At 37.8% G+C, this 15,406-nt stretch carries 13 protein-coding genes; 9 read left to right on the top strand and 4 right to left on the bottom strand.

Annotated features, from left to right (window positions below; translation table 11 throughout):
* Positions 1–41 precede the first annotated feature (41 nt).
* The 3 genes from BLW74_RS20760 to BLW74_RS20750 form a co-directional block, all read right to left on the bottom strand.
* Entirely contained in the window at positions 42–1,127 is a 1,086-nt protein-coding gene (locus BLW74_RS20760) for a 2Fe-2S iron-sulfur cluster-binding protein (protein WP_089696337.1), read from the bottom strand.
* The gene (locus tag BLW74_RS20755) at positions 1,127–2,443 is read right to left on the bottom strand and encodes a phenylacetate--CoA ligase family protein (RefSeq protein ID WP_089696333.1); all 1,317 of its coding nucleotides are present in this window, start codon (positions 2,441–2,443) and stop codon (positions 1,127–1,129) included. The genes BLW74_RS20760 and BLW74_RS20755 overlap by 1 nt, the downstream gene beginning before the upstream one ends.
* A gap of 175 nt (positions 2,444–2,618) precedes the next feature.
* Positions 2,619–3,194, bottom strand: a complete 576-nt coding sequence (locus tag BLW74_RS20750) for a TetR/AcrR family transcriptional regulator (protein ID WP_089696330.1) — start codon at positions 3,192–3,194, stop codon at positions 2,619–2,621.
* A gap of 370 nt (positions 3,195–3,564) precedes the next feature.
* Here BLW74_RS20750 and clpB point away from each other — a divergent pair, with 370 nt between their 5' ends.
* The 9 genes from clpB (at position 3,565) to BLW74_RS20710 (ending at position 13,416) form a co-directional block, all read left to right on the top strand.
* Positions 3,565–6,159 (top strand): ATP-dependent chaperone ClpB, encoded by a 2,595-nt coding sequence (gene clpB, locus BLW74_RS20745; RefSeq protein WP_089696327.1) that lies wholly within the window; start codon positions 3,565–3,567, stop codon positions 6,157–6,159.
* A 136-nt stretch (positions 6,160–6,295) separates the two neighbouring features.
* Complete coding sequence (locus BLW74_RS22575) at positions 6,296–6,448, top strand: hypothetical protein (RefSeq protein WP_167358484.1); 153 nt, start codon at positions 6,296–6,298, stop codon at positions 6,446–6,448.
* Positions 6,449–6,656: 208 nt separating this feature from the next.
* Complete coding sequence (locus BLW74_RS20740) at positions 6,657–7,214, top strand: hypothetical protein (protein ID WP_089696324.1); 558 nt, start codon at positions 6,657–6,659, stop codon at positions 7,212–7,214.
* Positions 7,215–7,232: 18 nt separating this feature from the next.
* On the top strand, positions 7,233–7,877 hold the full coding sequence (locus BLW74_RS20735; protein WP_089696320.1) for a hypothetical protein: 645 nt from the start codon (positions 7,233–7,235) through the stop codon (positions 7,875–7,877).
* 32 nt (positions 7,878–7,909) lie between these two features.
* Positions 7,910–8,641 carry a sensor histidine kinase gene (locus BLW74_RS20730; protein WP_228424995.1) on the top strand — a complete coding sequence of 244 codons (732 nt, stop codon included), beginning with the start codon at positions 7,910–7,912 and terminating at the stop codon, positions 8,639–8,641.
* Positions 8,638–9,279, top strand: coding sequence for a response regulator transcription factor (locus BLW74_RS20725; protein WP_089696313.1), 642 nt, complete (start codon positions 8,638–8,640; stop codon positions 9,277–9,279). Before BLW74_RS20730 ends, BLW74_RS20725 begins: the two co-directional genes overlap by 4 nt.
* Before the next feature lie 248 nt (positions 9,280–9,527).
* Positions 9,528–10,529, top strand: coding sequence for a zinc metalloprotease (locus BLW74_RS20720; protein WP_089696310.1), 1,002 nt, complete (start codon positions 9,528–9,530; stop codon positions 10,527–10,529).
* A 351-nt stretch (positions 10,530–10,880) separates the two neighbouring features.
* On the top strand, positions 10,881–11,894 hold the full coding sequence (locus BLW74_RS20715; protein ID WP_089696306.1) for a zinc metalloprotease: 1,014 nt from the start codon (positions 10,881–10,883) through the stop codon (positions 11,892–11,894).
* Positions 11,895–12,003: 109 nt separating this feature from the next.
* On the top strand, positions 12,004–13,416 hold the full coding sequence (locus BLW74_RS20710; protein WP_089696304.1) for a phosphatase PAP2 family protein: 1,413 nt from the start codon (positions 12,004–12,006) through the stop codon (positions 13,414–13,416).
* 38 nt (positions 13,417–13,454) lie between these two features.
* On the opposite strand, the gene BLW74_RS20705 is transcribed toward BLW74_RS20710, so the two are convergent.
* Positions 13,455–15,320 (bottom strand): M1 family metallopeptidase, encoded by a 1,866-nt coding sequence (locus BLW74_RS20705; protein WP_089696301.1) that lies wholly within the window; start codon positions 15,318–15,320, stop codon positions 13,455–13,457.
* Positions 15,321–15,406: the final 86 nt, after the last annotated feature.

Here is a 15,406-nt window from a genome sequence, read left to right as displayed (position 1 = left end):
GGTATTTTCAAATTAGCACATTTTCTCATTTTCAAATTGTCTTAAACATCATAATTAAGCATCACCACATTGGTTGTAGGGTGACACTGGCAGGTAAGAACGAAGCCTCTGGCTACTTCTTCTTCGGTAAGTGCATAGTTTTTCTCCATGAAAACCTCTCCTTCCAAAACCTGCGCCTTACACGTACAGCAAACGCCTCCTTTACATGCAAAAGGAACCGGAAGCTGATCTTTCAATGCTTTATCTAAGATACTTTCTTTTTTAGAATTAAGGTGGAACGAATATTCATCATCATCAATGATGACCGTTACCATACTTTCAATATTGGCAATAGCCTTGAATTCATCACTCATTTCCTCCGTGTTTTCTTCATCCGGAGCAGTGAAATATTCAAACAGAACCTGAATAGCAGGCACTTTTTTATCTTTCTTCAGATAATCTGCAATTCCCTTAATCATTTCCGAAGGTCCGCAAATAAAAAAGGTAGATTCTTTTACATCGATATCAGTATATCTTTCAAACAGCAAATCTAATTTTTCAGGAGAAATTCTTCCTTCAAAAATGGGATCTTCATGTTTCTCACGGCTTACCAAATAAACAACTTTCAATCTTCCGTTAAAAGTTTCCACCAGCTTATCAATCTCGGCCTTCTTCATCACATGATTCATGCTTCTGTTACTGTAGAACAGATAAGCATTGGAATTCGGCTCCTGATAAAGACTTTCTTTAATATTCGATAAAACAGGAGAAATTCCGCTTCCTGCGGCCAGGCCGACGTAAGTCTTTACGTTGGTGGGATGATAAGACGTGTTGAAACTACCCATAGGAGGCATTACTTCCAGCACTTCATCCATATGGAGATGCTCATTGAAATAGCCTGACACTTTTCCGCCCTCAAGCAATTTTACCAATACTTCCAGTGTATTGCCTTTTTCGCTGGGAGCGTTGCAGATAGAGTAAGAACGTCTTTCTTCATTTCCGTTGATCATCATTCGGAAATTCAGATACTGCCCTTGTTTGAACCTGAATTTATCTTTCAGTTCCTCAGGGATTTCTACCGCCACATTCACTGCTTCGGAAGTATCTTTCTGAACTTTAACTGTTTTAAGCTTATAAAATGAATTCATTATTTTTTGAGTATTCTATTAATTTTTCCACCTTCGCACTTTGGCAGGCTGTCCTGGGCATGGACTTTTACCTTCGTAGTAATTCCTACCCTCTTTTTTATTTCGTTTTCTATATTTTTTCCAAAATTCCCGACAAAATTAAAATAATCATCGGTATTGGCTTCTATTTTCTGAGTTTTCACCAATTCATCGTCTATTTCCACATCAATATCCAAAGCGATACACATATGCTCTTTTTCAACTGGCGTAAGATAGTAATTCGGAACCACTCCCTTTACATAAGAAAAAGCATCTTCGATCTGGCTTGGATATACATTGACGCCTCTTACGATCAGCATATCATCTGCTCTGCCTACAATAGGTTTCATTTTCACCATTGTTCTTTTGGCGTTTTCATCATAGTAAAGACTGGTAATATCATTGGTCCAGTATCGTAACAGCGGCATTGCCTTTTTCGTTAACGTGGTAATTACCAATACACCTTCTTCTCCGAAAGGAACCGGCTGTTTTGTAATTGGATCTAAAATCTCCGGATAAAAATGATCTTCCCAGATATAAGCTCCTCCCTTTTCCTCGAAATCTTCCATGGAAACTCCCGGTCCTATAATTTCGCTCAATCCATAGATATTGGTCGCATGAACACCTAATCTTTCTTCAATGTGTCCTCTGATAATTTCTGTCCATGGTTCTGAACCCAGCACGGCATATTTAAGACTGATTTCGTCTGCAGTAATTCCTCTTTTTGCAAATTCATCAGCAATTGTTAAAGCATATGATGGTGAACAGCAAATTACTTCCGGCTTAAAATCAACAATCAGATCTACCTGTCTGGCCGTCATTCCGCCCGAAATAGGAAGAACACTCATTCCCAGCATTTCTGCTCCATAATGAAGCCCTAACCCTCCTGTGAAAATTCCGTAGCCATAAGCATTATGCAGCTGCATACCTGGTCTTGCACCTGCTGCCTGTAAAGATCTTGCCACCACTTCACTGAAAAGATCAATGTCTTCTTTGGTATATCCCACTACGGTAGGCTTTCCCGTGGTTCCACTGGAGCAGTGAATACGCTGAAGCTCATTTTTCGGAACAGTAAATAACCCGAACGGATAATGATCTCTCAAATCCTGCTTGTATGTAATAGGAAGTTTAGCGATATCTTCAATCGACCTTATATCCTGGGGAGATATTTGTAATTCATCAAATTTCTTTTTATAAAATTCCGACTTCTCTCCCAAATAGCTGATCAGGCTGATCAACCGGTCGGATTGAAGCTGTCTCAACTGACCCAGCTCCAGATATTCAACTGAAAAATCCATAAAACTAACTAACATTTGTTAGGTGTAAATTTAAAAAGATTTTGTTAGCTGACAAAATTTTTATGACTTTTGTCATATTTTGAATGATTCTAAATAACAAGGCGAAGGCTTAATGCTTTCTTTTGTAAAAATGTATAATGTAAAATGTATTAATGATTTTTTTTGCCAAGACCTGTCAATGTTGGTTTCCCAGCAGACCGAAAAGAATTTTATCTCTTATTTCATTGGTAATTGCATCGGTAGAATCACTGCTTCTTTTGAACCAGAAATAGGAATTGTTTAAAGTATGAAGGATAAATCTTGTGGTAAATGAAGGTGATTTCAGCTCCCAGTTTTCAGCTTTGTAGATCTCGGAAATCAGTTCTTCAACTTCCTGCTGGTAGTTTTTTCGTAATTCTACAAATTCAGGAAGCCTTTCTTCAAGGTGCTTCCATTCATTAGAATAAATATGAGTAACATCACGGTTTTTAAGAACAACGGATAGGTGTTTATCCAATAAGAGGTTCAGTTTTTCTCTCGGGGCAATATCTGTATTTTTTACCTCCTGCAGTTCATCAAAAAACTCCTGGGCAATACCAAAGCAAATCCATTCCAGAATTTCTTCCTTTGAGCGGATGTGTGCATACAGCGATGCTGCCTTTATATTGAGTTTCGTAGCGAGGTCTCTTACAGAGCTCCCCATATACCCTTTCTCCTTGAAAAGTTCTACTGCTACGTCTAATATTTTTCTCTGTTTTTCCTTTAATTCCATTGGGTAAAATGCAAAAGTAATTATTCTGAGTTAAACTGTCTGTTTTTTAATGATAAAAAGAACGATCTGCTTCTTCCCAGTAAGCTTTCGGAGCCGCTATTTTTCCTGTGATGACTTTTTGTTCAGGGATTTTAAAGAAATAAGTAAGAAATCGGAAAATTTGTCAAGTTAAATTTCCGTTAAAAATACAAAATCCGGAAAATTTGTCCGTATTTTTTGTAAATTTAATAATTGAACAGTTTTTGCGATACAGTCATCGAATAAATGATTAAATAATTGATGGCATTAAGAAACTGAGCCTTGAAATTTAGTTTCTTGATGTTTTTTACAACTAAACTGTCAACTAACCATTACCAAAAATATATACAATATGAACTTAAATCAATATACCGTAAAATCACAGGAAGCCATCCAGGCAGCACAGCAGGTTGCTATGGAACTGGGCAACCAAAGTATTGAACCTCAACATCTCCTTGAAGGAATTTTCCAGGTGGATGAAAATATATCGCCTTTCCTGCTGAAAAAATCTGAAGCAGATGCTAATTTGGTAAGAGAGCGAAACCGTGAAAATTTAGAGAAACTTCCCAAAGTACAGGGAGGAAACATTTATCTCTCACAGTCTGCTAATAAAGTATTGCTGGATGCACCCAACATCGCCAAGAAAATGGGTGATGAATATGTAACGATTGAGCATTTATGGTTATCCCTTTTGGAAACCACCTCGGAAGTTTCTAAAATGCTGAAAGATATGGGAGTAACGAAGAATCTGCTGGAAGGCGCTATCAAAGAATTAAGAAAAGGAAGCAAAGCCACTTCTGCAAGTTCGGAAGAAACTTATCAGTCTTTAAATAAATATGCTAAAAACTTTAACGAGTTAGCAGCAGAAGGGAAACTGGATCCCGTAATCGGACGTGATGAGGAAATCAGAAGGGTTTTACAGATCCTTTCCAGAAGAACTAAAAATAATCCAATCCTTATCGGGGAACCGGGTGTTGGTAAAACAGCCATTGCTGAGGGAATTGCCCACAGAATTATTAGTGGTGATGTTCCTGAAAACCTGATGGATAAAACGTTATTCTCATTGGATATGGGAGCTTTGATCGCCGGAGCCAAATACAAAGGTGAATTTGAAGAGCGTTTAAAATCCGTCGTGAATGAAGTGATCAAATCTGACGGACAGATTATTCTTTTCATTGACGAGATCCACACTTTGGTTGGAGCCGGAGGCGGCGAAGGAGCTATGGATGCTGCCAATATCTTAAAACCTGCCTTAGCAAGAGGAGAGCTAAGAGCCATCGGAGCAACTACGCTTAACGAATATCAAAAATATTTTGAGAAGGACAAAGCGTTGGAGAGACGTTTCCAGAAAGTAATGGTGGAAGAGCCGGATACTGAATCTGCTATTTCTATCCTTCGTGGTATTAAAGACAAATATGAAGCCCACCATAAGGTAAGAATCAAAGATGAGGCAATTATTGCTGCGGTAGAAATGTCTCAGAGATATATTTCAGACCGTTTTTTACCGGATAAAGCGATTGACCTTATTGATGAAGCTTCTGCAAAACTCAGAATGGAGATCAATTCCAAACCGGAAGAGCTGGATGTTCTGGACAGAAGGCTTATGCAGCTGGAAATTGAGCTGGCAGCTATTTCAAGGGAGGGCAACCAGACAAAAATTGATCATCTGAAGGAGGATATTGCTAAAATTTCTGAACAGAGAAATGAAATCAACGCCAAATGGCTGAAAGAAAAACAGAAAAGTGAAGATCTTACCCAGATCAAAAAAGACATAGAGTCTCTGAAACTTGAAGCAGAAAGAGCTTCCAGAGCCGGAGATTATGCAAAAGTAGCGGAGATCCAATACGGAAAACTTCGTGAAAAAGAAGAAGAGCTCAGCAAAGTTGAGCTGGAAATGCAGAATCATCAGAACGAGCTGATTAAAGAAGAGGTTACTGCAGAAAATATTTCTGAAGTGATTGCCAAATGGACCGGTATTCCGGTAACCAAATTATTACAGTCCGAGAGAGACAAATTGCTGAACCTTGAATCTGAGCTGCATCACAGAGTAGTTGGCCAGGATGAGGCAATTCAGGCAGTTGCTGATGCTATCAGAAGAAACAGAGCCGGATTAAGTGATGATAAAAAGCCAATCGGTTCATTTTTATTTCTGGGAACAACCGGAGTGGGTAAAACCGAGCTGGCGAAAGCATTGGCTGAATTCTTATTTGATGATGAAAACAATATGACCAGAATTGATATGAGTGAATATCAGGAACGCCATAGTGTCTCCAGACTGGTAGGTGCTCCTCCGGGATATGTAGGATATGATGAGGGAGGACAATTGACTGAGGCTGTAAGAAGAAGACCTTATTCTGTAGTGCTTTTAGATGAGATAGAAAAAGCACATCCAGATGTTTTCAATACCTTACTTCAGGTGCTGGATGACGGACGTCTTACCGATAATAAAGGCCGCGTGGTGAATTTTAAAAATTCAATCATCATTATGACTTCGAATTTAGGTTCTCACCTGATTCAGGAGAATTTTGAAAATCTTACGGAGGAAAATCAGGATGAAATTGTGGATAAAACCAAAGATGAAGTTTTTGATCTGTTAAAGCAGACCCTTCGTCCGGAGTTCCTGAACAGAATTGATGAAGTTGTACTCTTCCAGCCTCTAAGAAAAAAAGAAATCGGAAAAATCGTACAGTATCAATTGAGAGGGTTCAATGACATGTTATCTAAAAGAAACATCATTATGACCTTCACTCAGGATGCGGTAGATTATCTGATGAATAAAGGATATGATCCTGCCTTCGGAGCAAGACCGTTGAAAAGGGTAATCCAACAGGAGGTATTAAACAAACTGTCTAAAGAAATTCTGGCAGGAAATGTAAATGACGGCGACAGAATTACGCTGGATTACTTTGTAGAAACAGGACTGGTTTTCCGGCCTACCGAAAAATAAATAGTTTTTTTCATATACATTATTTTTGTGAATAAGTGCTGTAGAAGGATCTACAGCACTTATTTTTTTATGTTTTTTTCATTATTAAGTGAAATAACAGTATCTTTACTGAACCAGTAACGTAAACAAAATCAATATGAAAAAGCTCAAAAGAAAAGATTTAAAAAAAATTGATGGCGGACTTATTGCTCCAGTCATTATGTGTGATGAAAATATGAACTGCCCTCCCAATCTGTGCTGTACTACAGGCTACATTTGCAGGGATTGGAGAAAATATCCATGTATTTAAAAAGAAAAAAGCGGAGAAAGAAACTTTTTCCGCTTTTTTATTATGGATAGGATCCGGATCTGAATGAACCTCAAAAATTATGCTTTACACACAATCCGTAAAAACACGGTAAAAATAACAGTACAAATCCCTATTATTGAATGCATTTTCTAGCATATTTTTTCCGAGATTTGCATATTAATTGAGTTTTACCGTAAAACACTAAGCTATGAATACTGAATCAAACAATCCACTACAACCTGGAATAATGTCAAACAATCTTATCCAGGCTCTGATTGACAATTATCGTCAAAACCATCTAACAGCAATCAACACTGCCTTAGGAATACAGGATGCTCATTCCATTTGGTTTGACCTTCCAAAATTGAAAAACTTCATTGCAAAGATTGAAGAAGAAGCAGCAAAAGTAAATCCTGATACTTCTGCGGAAGATCTGGGGATCAGATTTTACTATGCAACTTATCCCAAGCAGGAAAACTGGTCTGTGATGGACTCCCATCCTGTTCCAGTAGAATATGCCGGAAGACATACTCTAGTAATGATTCCAACCGTTAAAAAAACCAATGAAACAGGAGAACTTATTGATTTTGATTTTAATCCATTTAAAACAAATGGAGAAAATTCAAATTTAGCATTAAATGCACGCAATTTTACTCCATCCGGCAATGTTGATGGAAATGGAGGTCCTTTTGGTGACGACACCGGCCTCGGAGAAAATAATGGGCAACTCACCCCTCCTAAGAATCCTGCAGGTGAATTATATTAACAATTAATTTATAAATACATGACAGATTTCCAAGAATTTGCAAGCAAAAGTATGCTATGGGCTGAGGGACTTGCCGCTTTTGTTGGCATTTTGTATTACCATCGCATAAGAAGAGAGTATTGGAAATTTTTTGTATTTTTCTTAATTTTCATCTTTATTAGTGAGGCATATGGCAGATGGGGAAAATTTGCTTATTTCTCTAAAGCTTATTTTTATAATTATTTCTTAATGCCTGTCCAGTTTATATTTTTTTACTGGTTGTATGCTGCTAAATCTTTAGGAAAGCCTAAGCTTTTTTATGGGCTATCCATCTTATATTTTCTTTCCTTCATTCCTAATGAGTTGTATTTCTCTGGGAATAAGATTGTATTTGCTTTTAACTACACGTTTGGATGTCTCATCTTAATGCTTTTGGTAGTTATGGAATATTACAAGCAAATTAATTCGCAAGATATTCTTCACTTTAATAAAAACAGAATGTTTTATATTAATTTAGGAATAACACTTTCTTATATAGGAACACTCCCTTTTATGGCATTTTATTCCATCTTATTAGACTATACTGAAATTTGGAATATTTATTTTAGTTATTTTCTAATGTCAGGGGTCGTGATGTATATTTTATTTGCAAGTTCATTTATATGGGGAAAACAGAGCTCTTAATTGTAATTATTCTATTTAATATACTTTTTGTAATGTTTGTAACTGCTGTATTAATCTATATCAGAAGTTACAAACAGCGCAAAAAAGAGCATCTGAATGAAATTGAAAGGAAAAATGAACTTCATCAGAGAGAGCTGTTATCTACCCAATTGGAAATTCAGCAGGCTACTATGCAGCAGATCGGGAGGGAACTTCATGATAATATAGGCCAAAAACTTACCCTCGTAAGCCTGTACGTACAACAGATGCTTTACGAAAACAAAGTCTCGGAAGCAAGTGAAAGAATTGATCAGGTTTCCCAGATCATCAACCAGTCTCTGCAGGACCTTAGGAGCCTGTCTAAGACGCTGACGGATGACAATATCAACCAAAAAGAAATTGTAACTTTAATACAGGAGGAAGTAGACAATACCAACTCTTTTAAAAAGTGCCATGTAACCTTTGAACATAATTTCAAGCAGCTGGATCTGGGGTTTGTTCATAAAAATGTACTGCTGAGAATCACTCAGGAATTTATTCAGAATAGCATAAAACACTCCGGATGTAAAAATATTTTCATCACCCTGAATACTTCTGAAGATATTCTTTGGGAACTTACCATCCGTGATGACGGAAAAGGATTTGATACTTCAAAGATCAAATCCAACGGAATAGGCCTCACCAATATGAAAAACAGAGCGGAAATCATAGGCGCAAAATTCCATATGGAAAGCAATGAAAATGCGGGAACCCTACTTACTATTATCTTAAAAAAACAGTCATGAAAAAATCTATTGTAATTGTTGATGATCATATATTAATTGCTAAGGCACTGGAAAGCATTATCGGTAATTTCAGCGAATTTGAAGTGATCTACGTATGCGAAAACGGTAAAGATCTTATCCAAAAATTTGAAGAAGGAAATACAATCCCCGATATCATTCTTTTAGATATAAGCATGCCTATTATGGATGGTTTTGAAACCGCGGTCTGGCTTACGAAAAACCATCCCGGCGTTAAAGTTATGGCTCTCAGTATGCAGGGGGATGACAACAGCGTAATTAAAATGATAAAAAGCGGAGCCAAAGGCTACCTTTTAAAAAACACTCATCCCAGAGATCTGGAAACAGCACTTACCCGGCTGAACAGCGACGGTTTCTTTTATCCGGACTGGGCATCAAAAATTATTTTTTCTAATCTCAACAAGGAAACGGAATCTGAAATTACAGTAAGAATTTCAGACAGAGAAAAAGAATTTCTTAAATATACAGTCACTGAGCTGAGCTATAAAGAAATTGCAGACAGAATGTGCTGCAGCCCCAGAACAGTGGAAAGCTACCGCGATCAGCTCTGTGAAAAACTGGATTTGAAAACCCGTGTAGGACTGGCTGTGTTTGCTATTAAAAATGGTTTTGCAAATTAAAACATAATATTAAAAGTGTTCCTAAAAAAAAAAGTTTTAATTAAAAAAATTCATATAAACATAGCGAATAAATAAAAACATCATACCCAATTTTAAAATTAACTAAAACACAACACTTATTTAATAACGTTAAATTAAATTCAATTAAAGATGAAATAACTTAACAATTTATCAAATAATTAAGAAAAACACTTGCATATCAATTTCAAAAAATATAATTTCACATTCTCAACCAAAATGATTTTGATATGAAAAAACTATTATTTGGAGCATGTATGCTCACTGTACTGTCGGCATGTAATCAGGACAACAGTACTAATCCGGGTGAAAATACCATTGATGAATCTATTTCTGCAGGACTGGTACAAAGAGGATGTGCCTCTGAAGAAATCCGTCAGGAAGCACTGAAGAAAAACCCTGAACTTCAACAAAAATTTGCTGCTTTGGAAATCAATACCGAGAAATTTGCCAATGATTTGAAAGTTGGAAAAGTTCTGGCAGATGGCACTGTGGAAATTCCTGTTGTTGTGAATGTTGTGTACAAAACCACAGCGGAAAATGTTTCTGACGCAAGAATTGCTGAGCAGATAGCTGTACTGAATGCCGACTATTCCGGTACAAACAGTGATGTCAGTAAAATACCTGCCGAATTCCAATCAGTAAGCTCCGGTGATACCAAAGTAAAATTCAGACTGGTGAATACCGTAAGAAAATCTACCACTAAAACAAGCTGGTCTACCAATGATGATATGAAGAAAGCTTCCAAAGGAGGCATTGATGCAACTAACCCTACCAATTATTTAAACATATGGATTGTGGGCAAAATGACCAGCCAGGGCCGTACAATTCTTGGCTACGCTACTTTTCCCGAATCCGCAGGATTATGGAATGACGGTGTTGTCATAGGAGCTCCTTATTTTGGAAAAACAGGTGCTTCTTCACCATTTAACCTCGGAAGAACAGCCACTCACGAAGTGGGCCACTATCTGAACCTGAGACATATCTGGGGAGATGCTAACTGTGGAAATGACCAGGTAAGCGACACCCCTACCCAAACTACAGCCAACTACGGCAAACCTTCTTATCCTCTTTATAATACCTGCAGCGGCGTACAAAGATCTGTGATGTTTATGAACTACATGGATTACGTAGACGATGCAGCGATGTTTATGTTCTCTTCAGGACAAAAAACAAGAATGCAGTCTGTAGTAGCTTCTTCTGGAGCACGATCAGGATTAAGAGTTTATTAAAAGTATTTTTTTAGAATATTCAAAACCTATCTCGCAATCTGAGGTAGGTTTTTTTATTAACAGGATATTGCCATGTTGAGCATAAACAAAAGCCAACCCTTGACTTAAAAGTAAAATATTCTACAAAAGATTAAAAAAATAAAATAATTTACATTAAAAAACACACTTAATCGTGAAATAAAAATAAAATACAGTAATTTAATTAAAATCCAATATAAATACACTAACATTAAATTAAAAACACATAAACAAAGTAAAACATATTAATTTAATAAATATTTTACGAATTGTTTGCACATTAATTTCAAATAGTATAATTTCACATCCTCAACCAAATTATATTATAACGATATGAAAAAATTCCTATTTGGAGCCCTAGTTCTGGGCCTTATGTCGGCATGTAATACCGACAGCCTGACCAATCAAAATGAAATACCTCAGGATCAGGAACCTGCTATTGCAGGAGCCCTGAAAAGAAGCTGCCCTTCCGAAGAATTAAGAGCTCAAATGTTACAAAAAAACCCTTCACTCCGTTTAAAAGCAGAAGAAATTGAAGCCCGCACGCAAAACTTTGTTAATGACCTGAAAGTGGGAAAAGTTCTGGCAGACGGAACCGTAGAAATCCCTGTTGTTTTTAACGTTATCTACAACACTTCCGCCCAAAATGTTTCTGATGCAAGAATTGCAGAACAAATTGCAGTACTGAATGCAGACTATGGGGCAACCAATTCTGACATTAATAAAATTCCTTCAGCATTCCAACCCGTAGCCGCAGGGGATGTAAAAATCCGTTTCAAACTGGTAGCTACCAACCGTAAGCAAAACTCTAAAACGGGCTGGAAGTCTAACCTGGAAGAGATGAAGAAAGCAAGCACAGGAGGTATTGATGCGACTGATGTTAATAAAAACATGAATATCTGGGTAGTAAATTCCATCCTTGATGAAAACGGACAGGCAGGAACACTAGGCTATGCTTATTATCCTGAAAATGCCGGGCAATGGTATGACGGCCTTGTCATCGGGTATCAGTACATCGGAAAAACAGGTGCTTCTGCCCCATTCAATTTAGGAAGAACAGTGACTCATGAAGTAGGACACTACCTGAACCTTCCTCACCTTTGGGGATCTTCTGATGCAGGATGCCAGACAGATTACTCTAATGACACTCCAGTTTCTCCCGGCCCTAACTACGGAAATCCTACCTATCCTCTGAACAGAGTTTGTGGCGGTGTAAGCCGTTCTCAGATGTTCATGAACTACATGGATTATGTAGATGACAAATCTATGGTGATGTTCTCTGCCAATCAAAAAACCAGAATGCAGGCTGTAGTGGCTGCCTCCGGACCAAGATCGGGATTGAGATAATTAATAATCTCATTCAGAATATTATAAAAATATTAAAATAGTCTATCTCAATTTTTGGGATAGATTTTTTTAATATTTTTACACGATTTAATTTCGCACCACTACTACGATGAAAAAAATAGCACTAGCATCAGGAATACTATTGCACCTATACTGTATTAAAGCACAGGATACCATCCAGATTAAAACACAGGATACGATCCCGGCCAGGAATCTCAAAGAAGATATTGCACTTATCAATTCTTCCGGCTGTCTATTCAACTCTAAAACTCCTTTTTTCAAAAAACACTGGGTAAAAAAATCTATTGCTCCTGCTATTCTTTTTACAGCCGCTGCTGCAACATGGGGAGAAAAAGAGAATATCCGTGAGGTAAGAAACCGGTACCTTCCCAACTTCAAAGTAAAGTATGATGATTATCTTCAATATGCTCCCGCCGCCGCTGTTTACGGATTAAAGCTGGCTGGCGTAAAAGGCAGAAACAATCTCGGCAGAGCAACTTTATCTTACGGAACAAGTTTAGCCATCATGGCTATTTTAGTCAATTCTATAAAATATACGGCAAAGGTAGAACGTCCGGATGGATCCAAAAACAATTCTTTCCCGTCTGGACATGCTGCTATGGCTTTCACCAATGCCAGCTTTTTGCATAAGGAATACGGAATGGTAAATCCAGCCTACAGTATTGCAGGATATGGCTCTGCCACCCTAACAGGACTGGGACGGAACTTAAATAACAGACACTGGGTTCCGGACATACTTGCCGGAGCAGGGATTGGGATTATTTCTACAGAGCTCGGGTACTTTTTTATTGATAAAATTTATAAGAATAAAGGAGATAATTTAAGCATATTATCCAGAATCCAGGGAAATGATTATCCTTCTTTTCTTGCGCTGAAAATGGGAACCGCATTAGGAACTACCAATTTCCTGAAGGAATCTGAACTGGATGATAAAAAACAGATCGGCTTTGAAGGCGGACTGGAAGGTGCTTACTTCTTTTCAAAAAAATGGGGTGTAGGTGCAGATGTATCCTTTAGCAGCTTTCCCATTAAATCTCAGAGAATAACGTTTGATGACGGACAGGATTTCGGGGATCATGAACTCAAAACACAATCCCTCGGATTCCTCTCGGCAGGAATAGGACCTTATTTTTCTCATGAATTATCAGATAAATGGCAGCTTACTTTAAAGGTAACCGGAGGATATGCGGCAACTGCCAGCGGAAAGGTATTCGTAAAAGGAAATGATATTGACACCCCAAACCACGAGCTTCAGATTGCCAGATACAAGCCGAAACCTGCTTTCCGGTGGAATACAGGAGCCTCTATGACCTATAAATTCAATCCGGGATTAGGCCTCACATTTTATACGGATTACAATCAAATCAATTCTACCATCCGTTATCATTTCAGTGACGAGATTAAGGAGAGTGATGAGCTGGATCAGGAACTTAACAATATGACTGCAAAGGAAAAGATCAGCTATATTACACTGGGTTTAAGATTAACCGCGTATTTTTAACAATACAAAAGCCTTCAGAATCTGAAGGCTTTTTAGTTTTATAAGTTTTTACGGTTATCATCCGGAGTATAATCCATAAAAAGATCCCCATCCAGCTGTACAGATTTTATTTTCTTCTTGATCGGAATCACCAGATCTGCCATCTTCTGATCTTTTTCCCAGACTGAGGGAGAGAAATGCAGCTTTTCTGTAGTTCCGTCCTCATAGGCTAAAACGGCATCGAAAGGAATAGCAAATCCGCCCACATTGACAACATTTACAGTAAGCATATCATTCATCTGGGAAGCTCCTGCGACTTTTAAATCAATATAATTGTTGGTATAAAACCAGTTCTGGAAAAACCAGTTAAGATTTTTTCCTGAACCTGTATTCATAGAATTGAAATAATCCCATGGAACCGGATGTTTTCCATTCCAGTTGTCCATATAATGATGCAATGCTTTTTTAAACAGCTCATCTCCCAGATAATCTTTCAGAGCCAGATAAGATAAAGATGCCTTTACATAAGAATTGTTTCCGTATCCGGCACCGCTTACCTGTGTACTCATGGTAATCACCGGCTGATCCTGTTCTGCAGAAGGGTCATTGATCCATTTTTTTACACGGAAATTTTTATAAAATTCTTTCGCGGCAGTTTCTCCGTTTTCATCAATTCCTATCAGGTATTCCAGCGTAGTGGCCCATCCTTCATCCATGAACGCATATCTTGTCTCATTAATTCCCATATAGAAAGGGAAATAAGTGTGGGCAATTTCATGATCTGCCGTAAGTCTTGCGTCCTGAAGATCATCAGGAATACTGGTATCGTTGATCATCATTGGATATTCCATATCCGCATATCCCTGAATGGCCGTCATTACATTATACGGATATTCTACACCCGGCCAGTTTTTTGAGAACCACTCCAGATTGTAACGCATCCAGTCAACATAATGTTCAAAATCTTTTGCCCCGTTTTTATATCCTGCCTGCACGCTTGCTCTTTTTGTTTTTAACTGCACGCTTGCGGCATCCCACACATAATGATTGCTCATGGCAAAACAGAAATCTGTGATATGGCTGGCTTTAAATTTCCAGACATTCCATTTATTCTGCTTTGTTACTTTTCCTGATTTCATTTCCTGCTCTGTAGCAATGTGCATTACTTTATCACTCTTCAAGGAAGCTTTATATCTTTTTAAATATTCCGGCTGCAGTACAGCTTCCGGATTCAGGAAATCCCCGGTAGCCCAGACTACGTAATTTTTGGGTGCTGTGATGGCAAAACTGTAATCATTAAAATCATTGTAGAATTCCTGTCTGTCTGAATGCTGAAGCATGTCCCATCCGTTATAATCATCGTACACGGAAATTCTTGGAAAAGAATAAGCTACATAGAAGGTTTCAGGATCTATCTGCCCTTCTCTTCCGCTCTGCACAGATAAGGGATACTCCCACTCTATTTTAACTTCTGCTTTTGATTTTGGTTTTAAAGCTGCGTTTAATTTTACTTTTTCAACTGTACTCCAGTCATCACTGTTGATATCATATTTTTCGCCGTTTACACTGAAAGATTTAATCTTCAGTCCGGATGAAAGAAAATCTCTGGAGACAAAACCTGATCTTGGCGACTGCGGCTTATGAAGATTATTCACAAACCTTATAGCCAGCTCACTAAGAGCATCCGGGCTGTTATTGGTATAGACAATTGTTTCTTTTCCGGAAACCGTTTTTGTATTGGCATCTACTTTCACATCTACATTATACACTCCTTTATTCTGCCAATAGTTTTTACCTGGCGCCCCGGAGATGTCACGCGTACCTTTTTCATAAGCTTTTTTGATATTCCTTGGCATATACAGTTCCTGTGCAGATAATTGCAGTAAAGAAACGACCATCAGCATTGCGGAAAAAATTTTCTTCATAGCGATCTTTTTAGAGATAGGTATCAAAATTAACGAAAATGTGACATCAAAAGATCATTTACTTTGTGATAATATTTTATTGTAAC

The sequence above is a fragment of the Chryseobacterium culicis genome, from assembly GCF_900108365.1.
GTDB lineage: Bacteria > Bacteroidota > Bacteroidia > Flavobacteriales > Weeksellaceae > Chryseobacterium > Chryseobacterium culicis.
This window is presented reverse-complemented; position numbering and strand designations above follow the sequence as displayed.

Excerpts from the sequence above, each read along its gene's own strand:
- BLW74_RS20760 (WP_089696337.1), bottom strand. The coding sequence starts at position 1,127 with ATGAATTCATTTTATAAGCTTAAAACAGTTAAAGTTCAGAAAGATACT.
- BLW74_RS20755 (WP_089696333.1), bottom strand. The coding sequence starts at position 2,443 with ATGGATTTTTCAGTTGAATATCTGGAGCTGGGTCAGTTGAGACAGCTT.
- BLW74_RS20750 (WP_089696330.1), bottom strand. The coding sequence starts at position 3,194 with ATGGAATTAAAGGAAAAACAGAGAAAAATATTAGACGTAGCAGTAGAA.
- clpB (WP_089696327.1), top strand. The coding sequence starts at position 3,565 with ATGAACTTAAATCAATATACCGTAAAATCACAGGAAGCCATCCAGGCA.
- BLW74_RS22575 (WP_167358484.1), top strand. The coding sequence starts at position 6,296 with ATGAAAAAGCTCAAAAGAAAAGATTTAAAAAAAATTGATGGCGGACTT.
- BLW74_RS20740 (WP_089696324.1), top strand. The coding sequence starts at position 6,657 with ATGAATACTGAATCAAACAATCCACTACAACCTGGAATAATGTCAAAC.
- BLW74_RS20735 (WP_089696320.1), top strand. The coding sequence starts at position 7,233 with ATGACAGATTTCCAAGAATTTGCAAGCAAAAGTATGCTATGGGCTGAG.
- BLW74_RS20730 (WP_228424995.1), top strand. The coding sequence starts at position 7,910 with ATGTTTGTAACTGCTGTATTAATCTATATCAGAAGTTACAAACAGCGC.
- BLW74_RS20725 (WP_089696313.1), top strand. The coding sequence starts at position 8,638 with ATGAAAAAATCTATTGTAATTGTTGATGATCATATATTAATTGCTAAG.
- BLW74_RS20720 (WP_089696310.1), top strand. The coding sequence starts at position 9,528 with ATGAAAAAACTATTATTTGGAGCATGTATGCTCACTGTACTGTCGGCA.
- BLW74_RS20715 (WP_089696306.1), top strand. The coding sequence starts at position 10,881 with ATGAAAAAATTCCTATTTGGAGCCCTAGTTCTGGGCCTTATGTCGGCA.
- BLW74_RS20710 (WP_089696304.1), top strand. The coding sequence starts at position 12,004 with ATGAAAAAAATAGCACTAGCATCAGGAATACTATTGCACCTATACTGT.
- BLW74_RS20705 (WP_089696301.1), bottom strand. The coding sequence starts at position 15,320 with ATGAAGAAAATTTTTTCCGCAATGCTGATGGTCGTTTCTTTACTGCAA.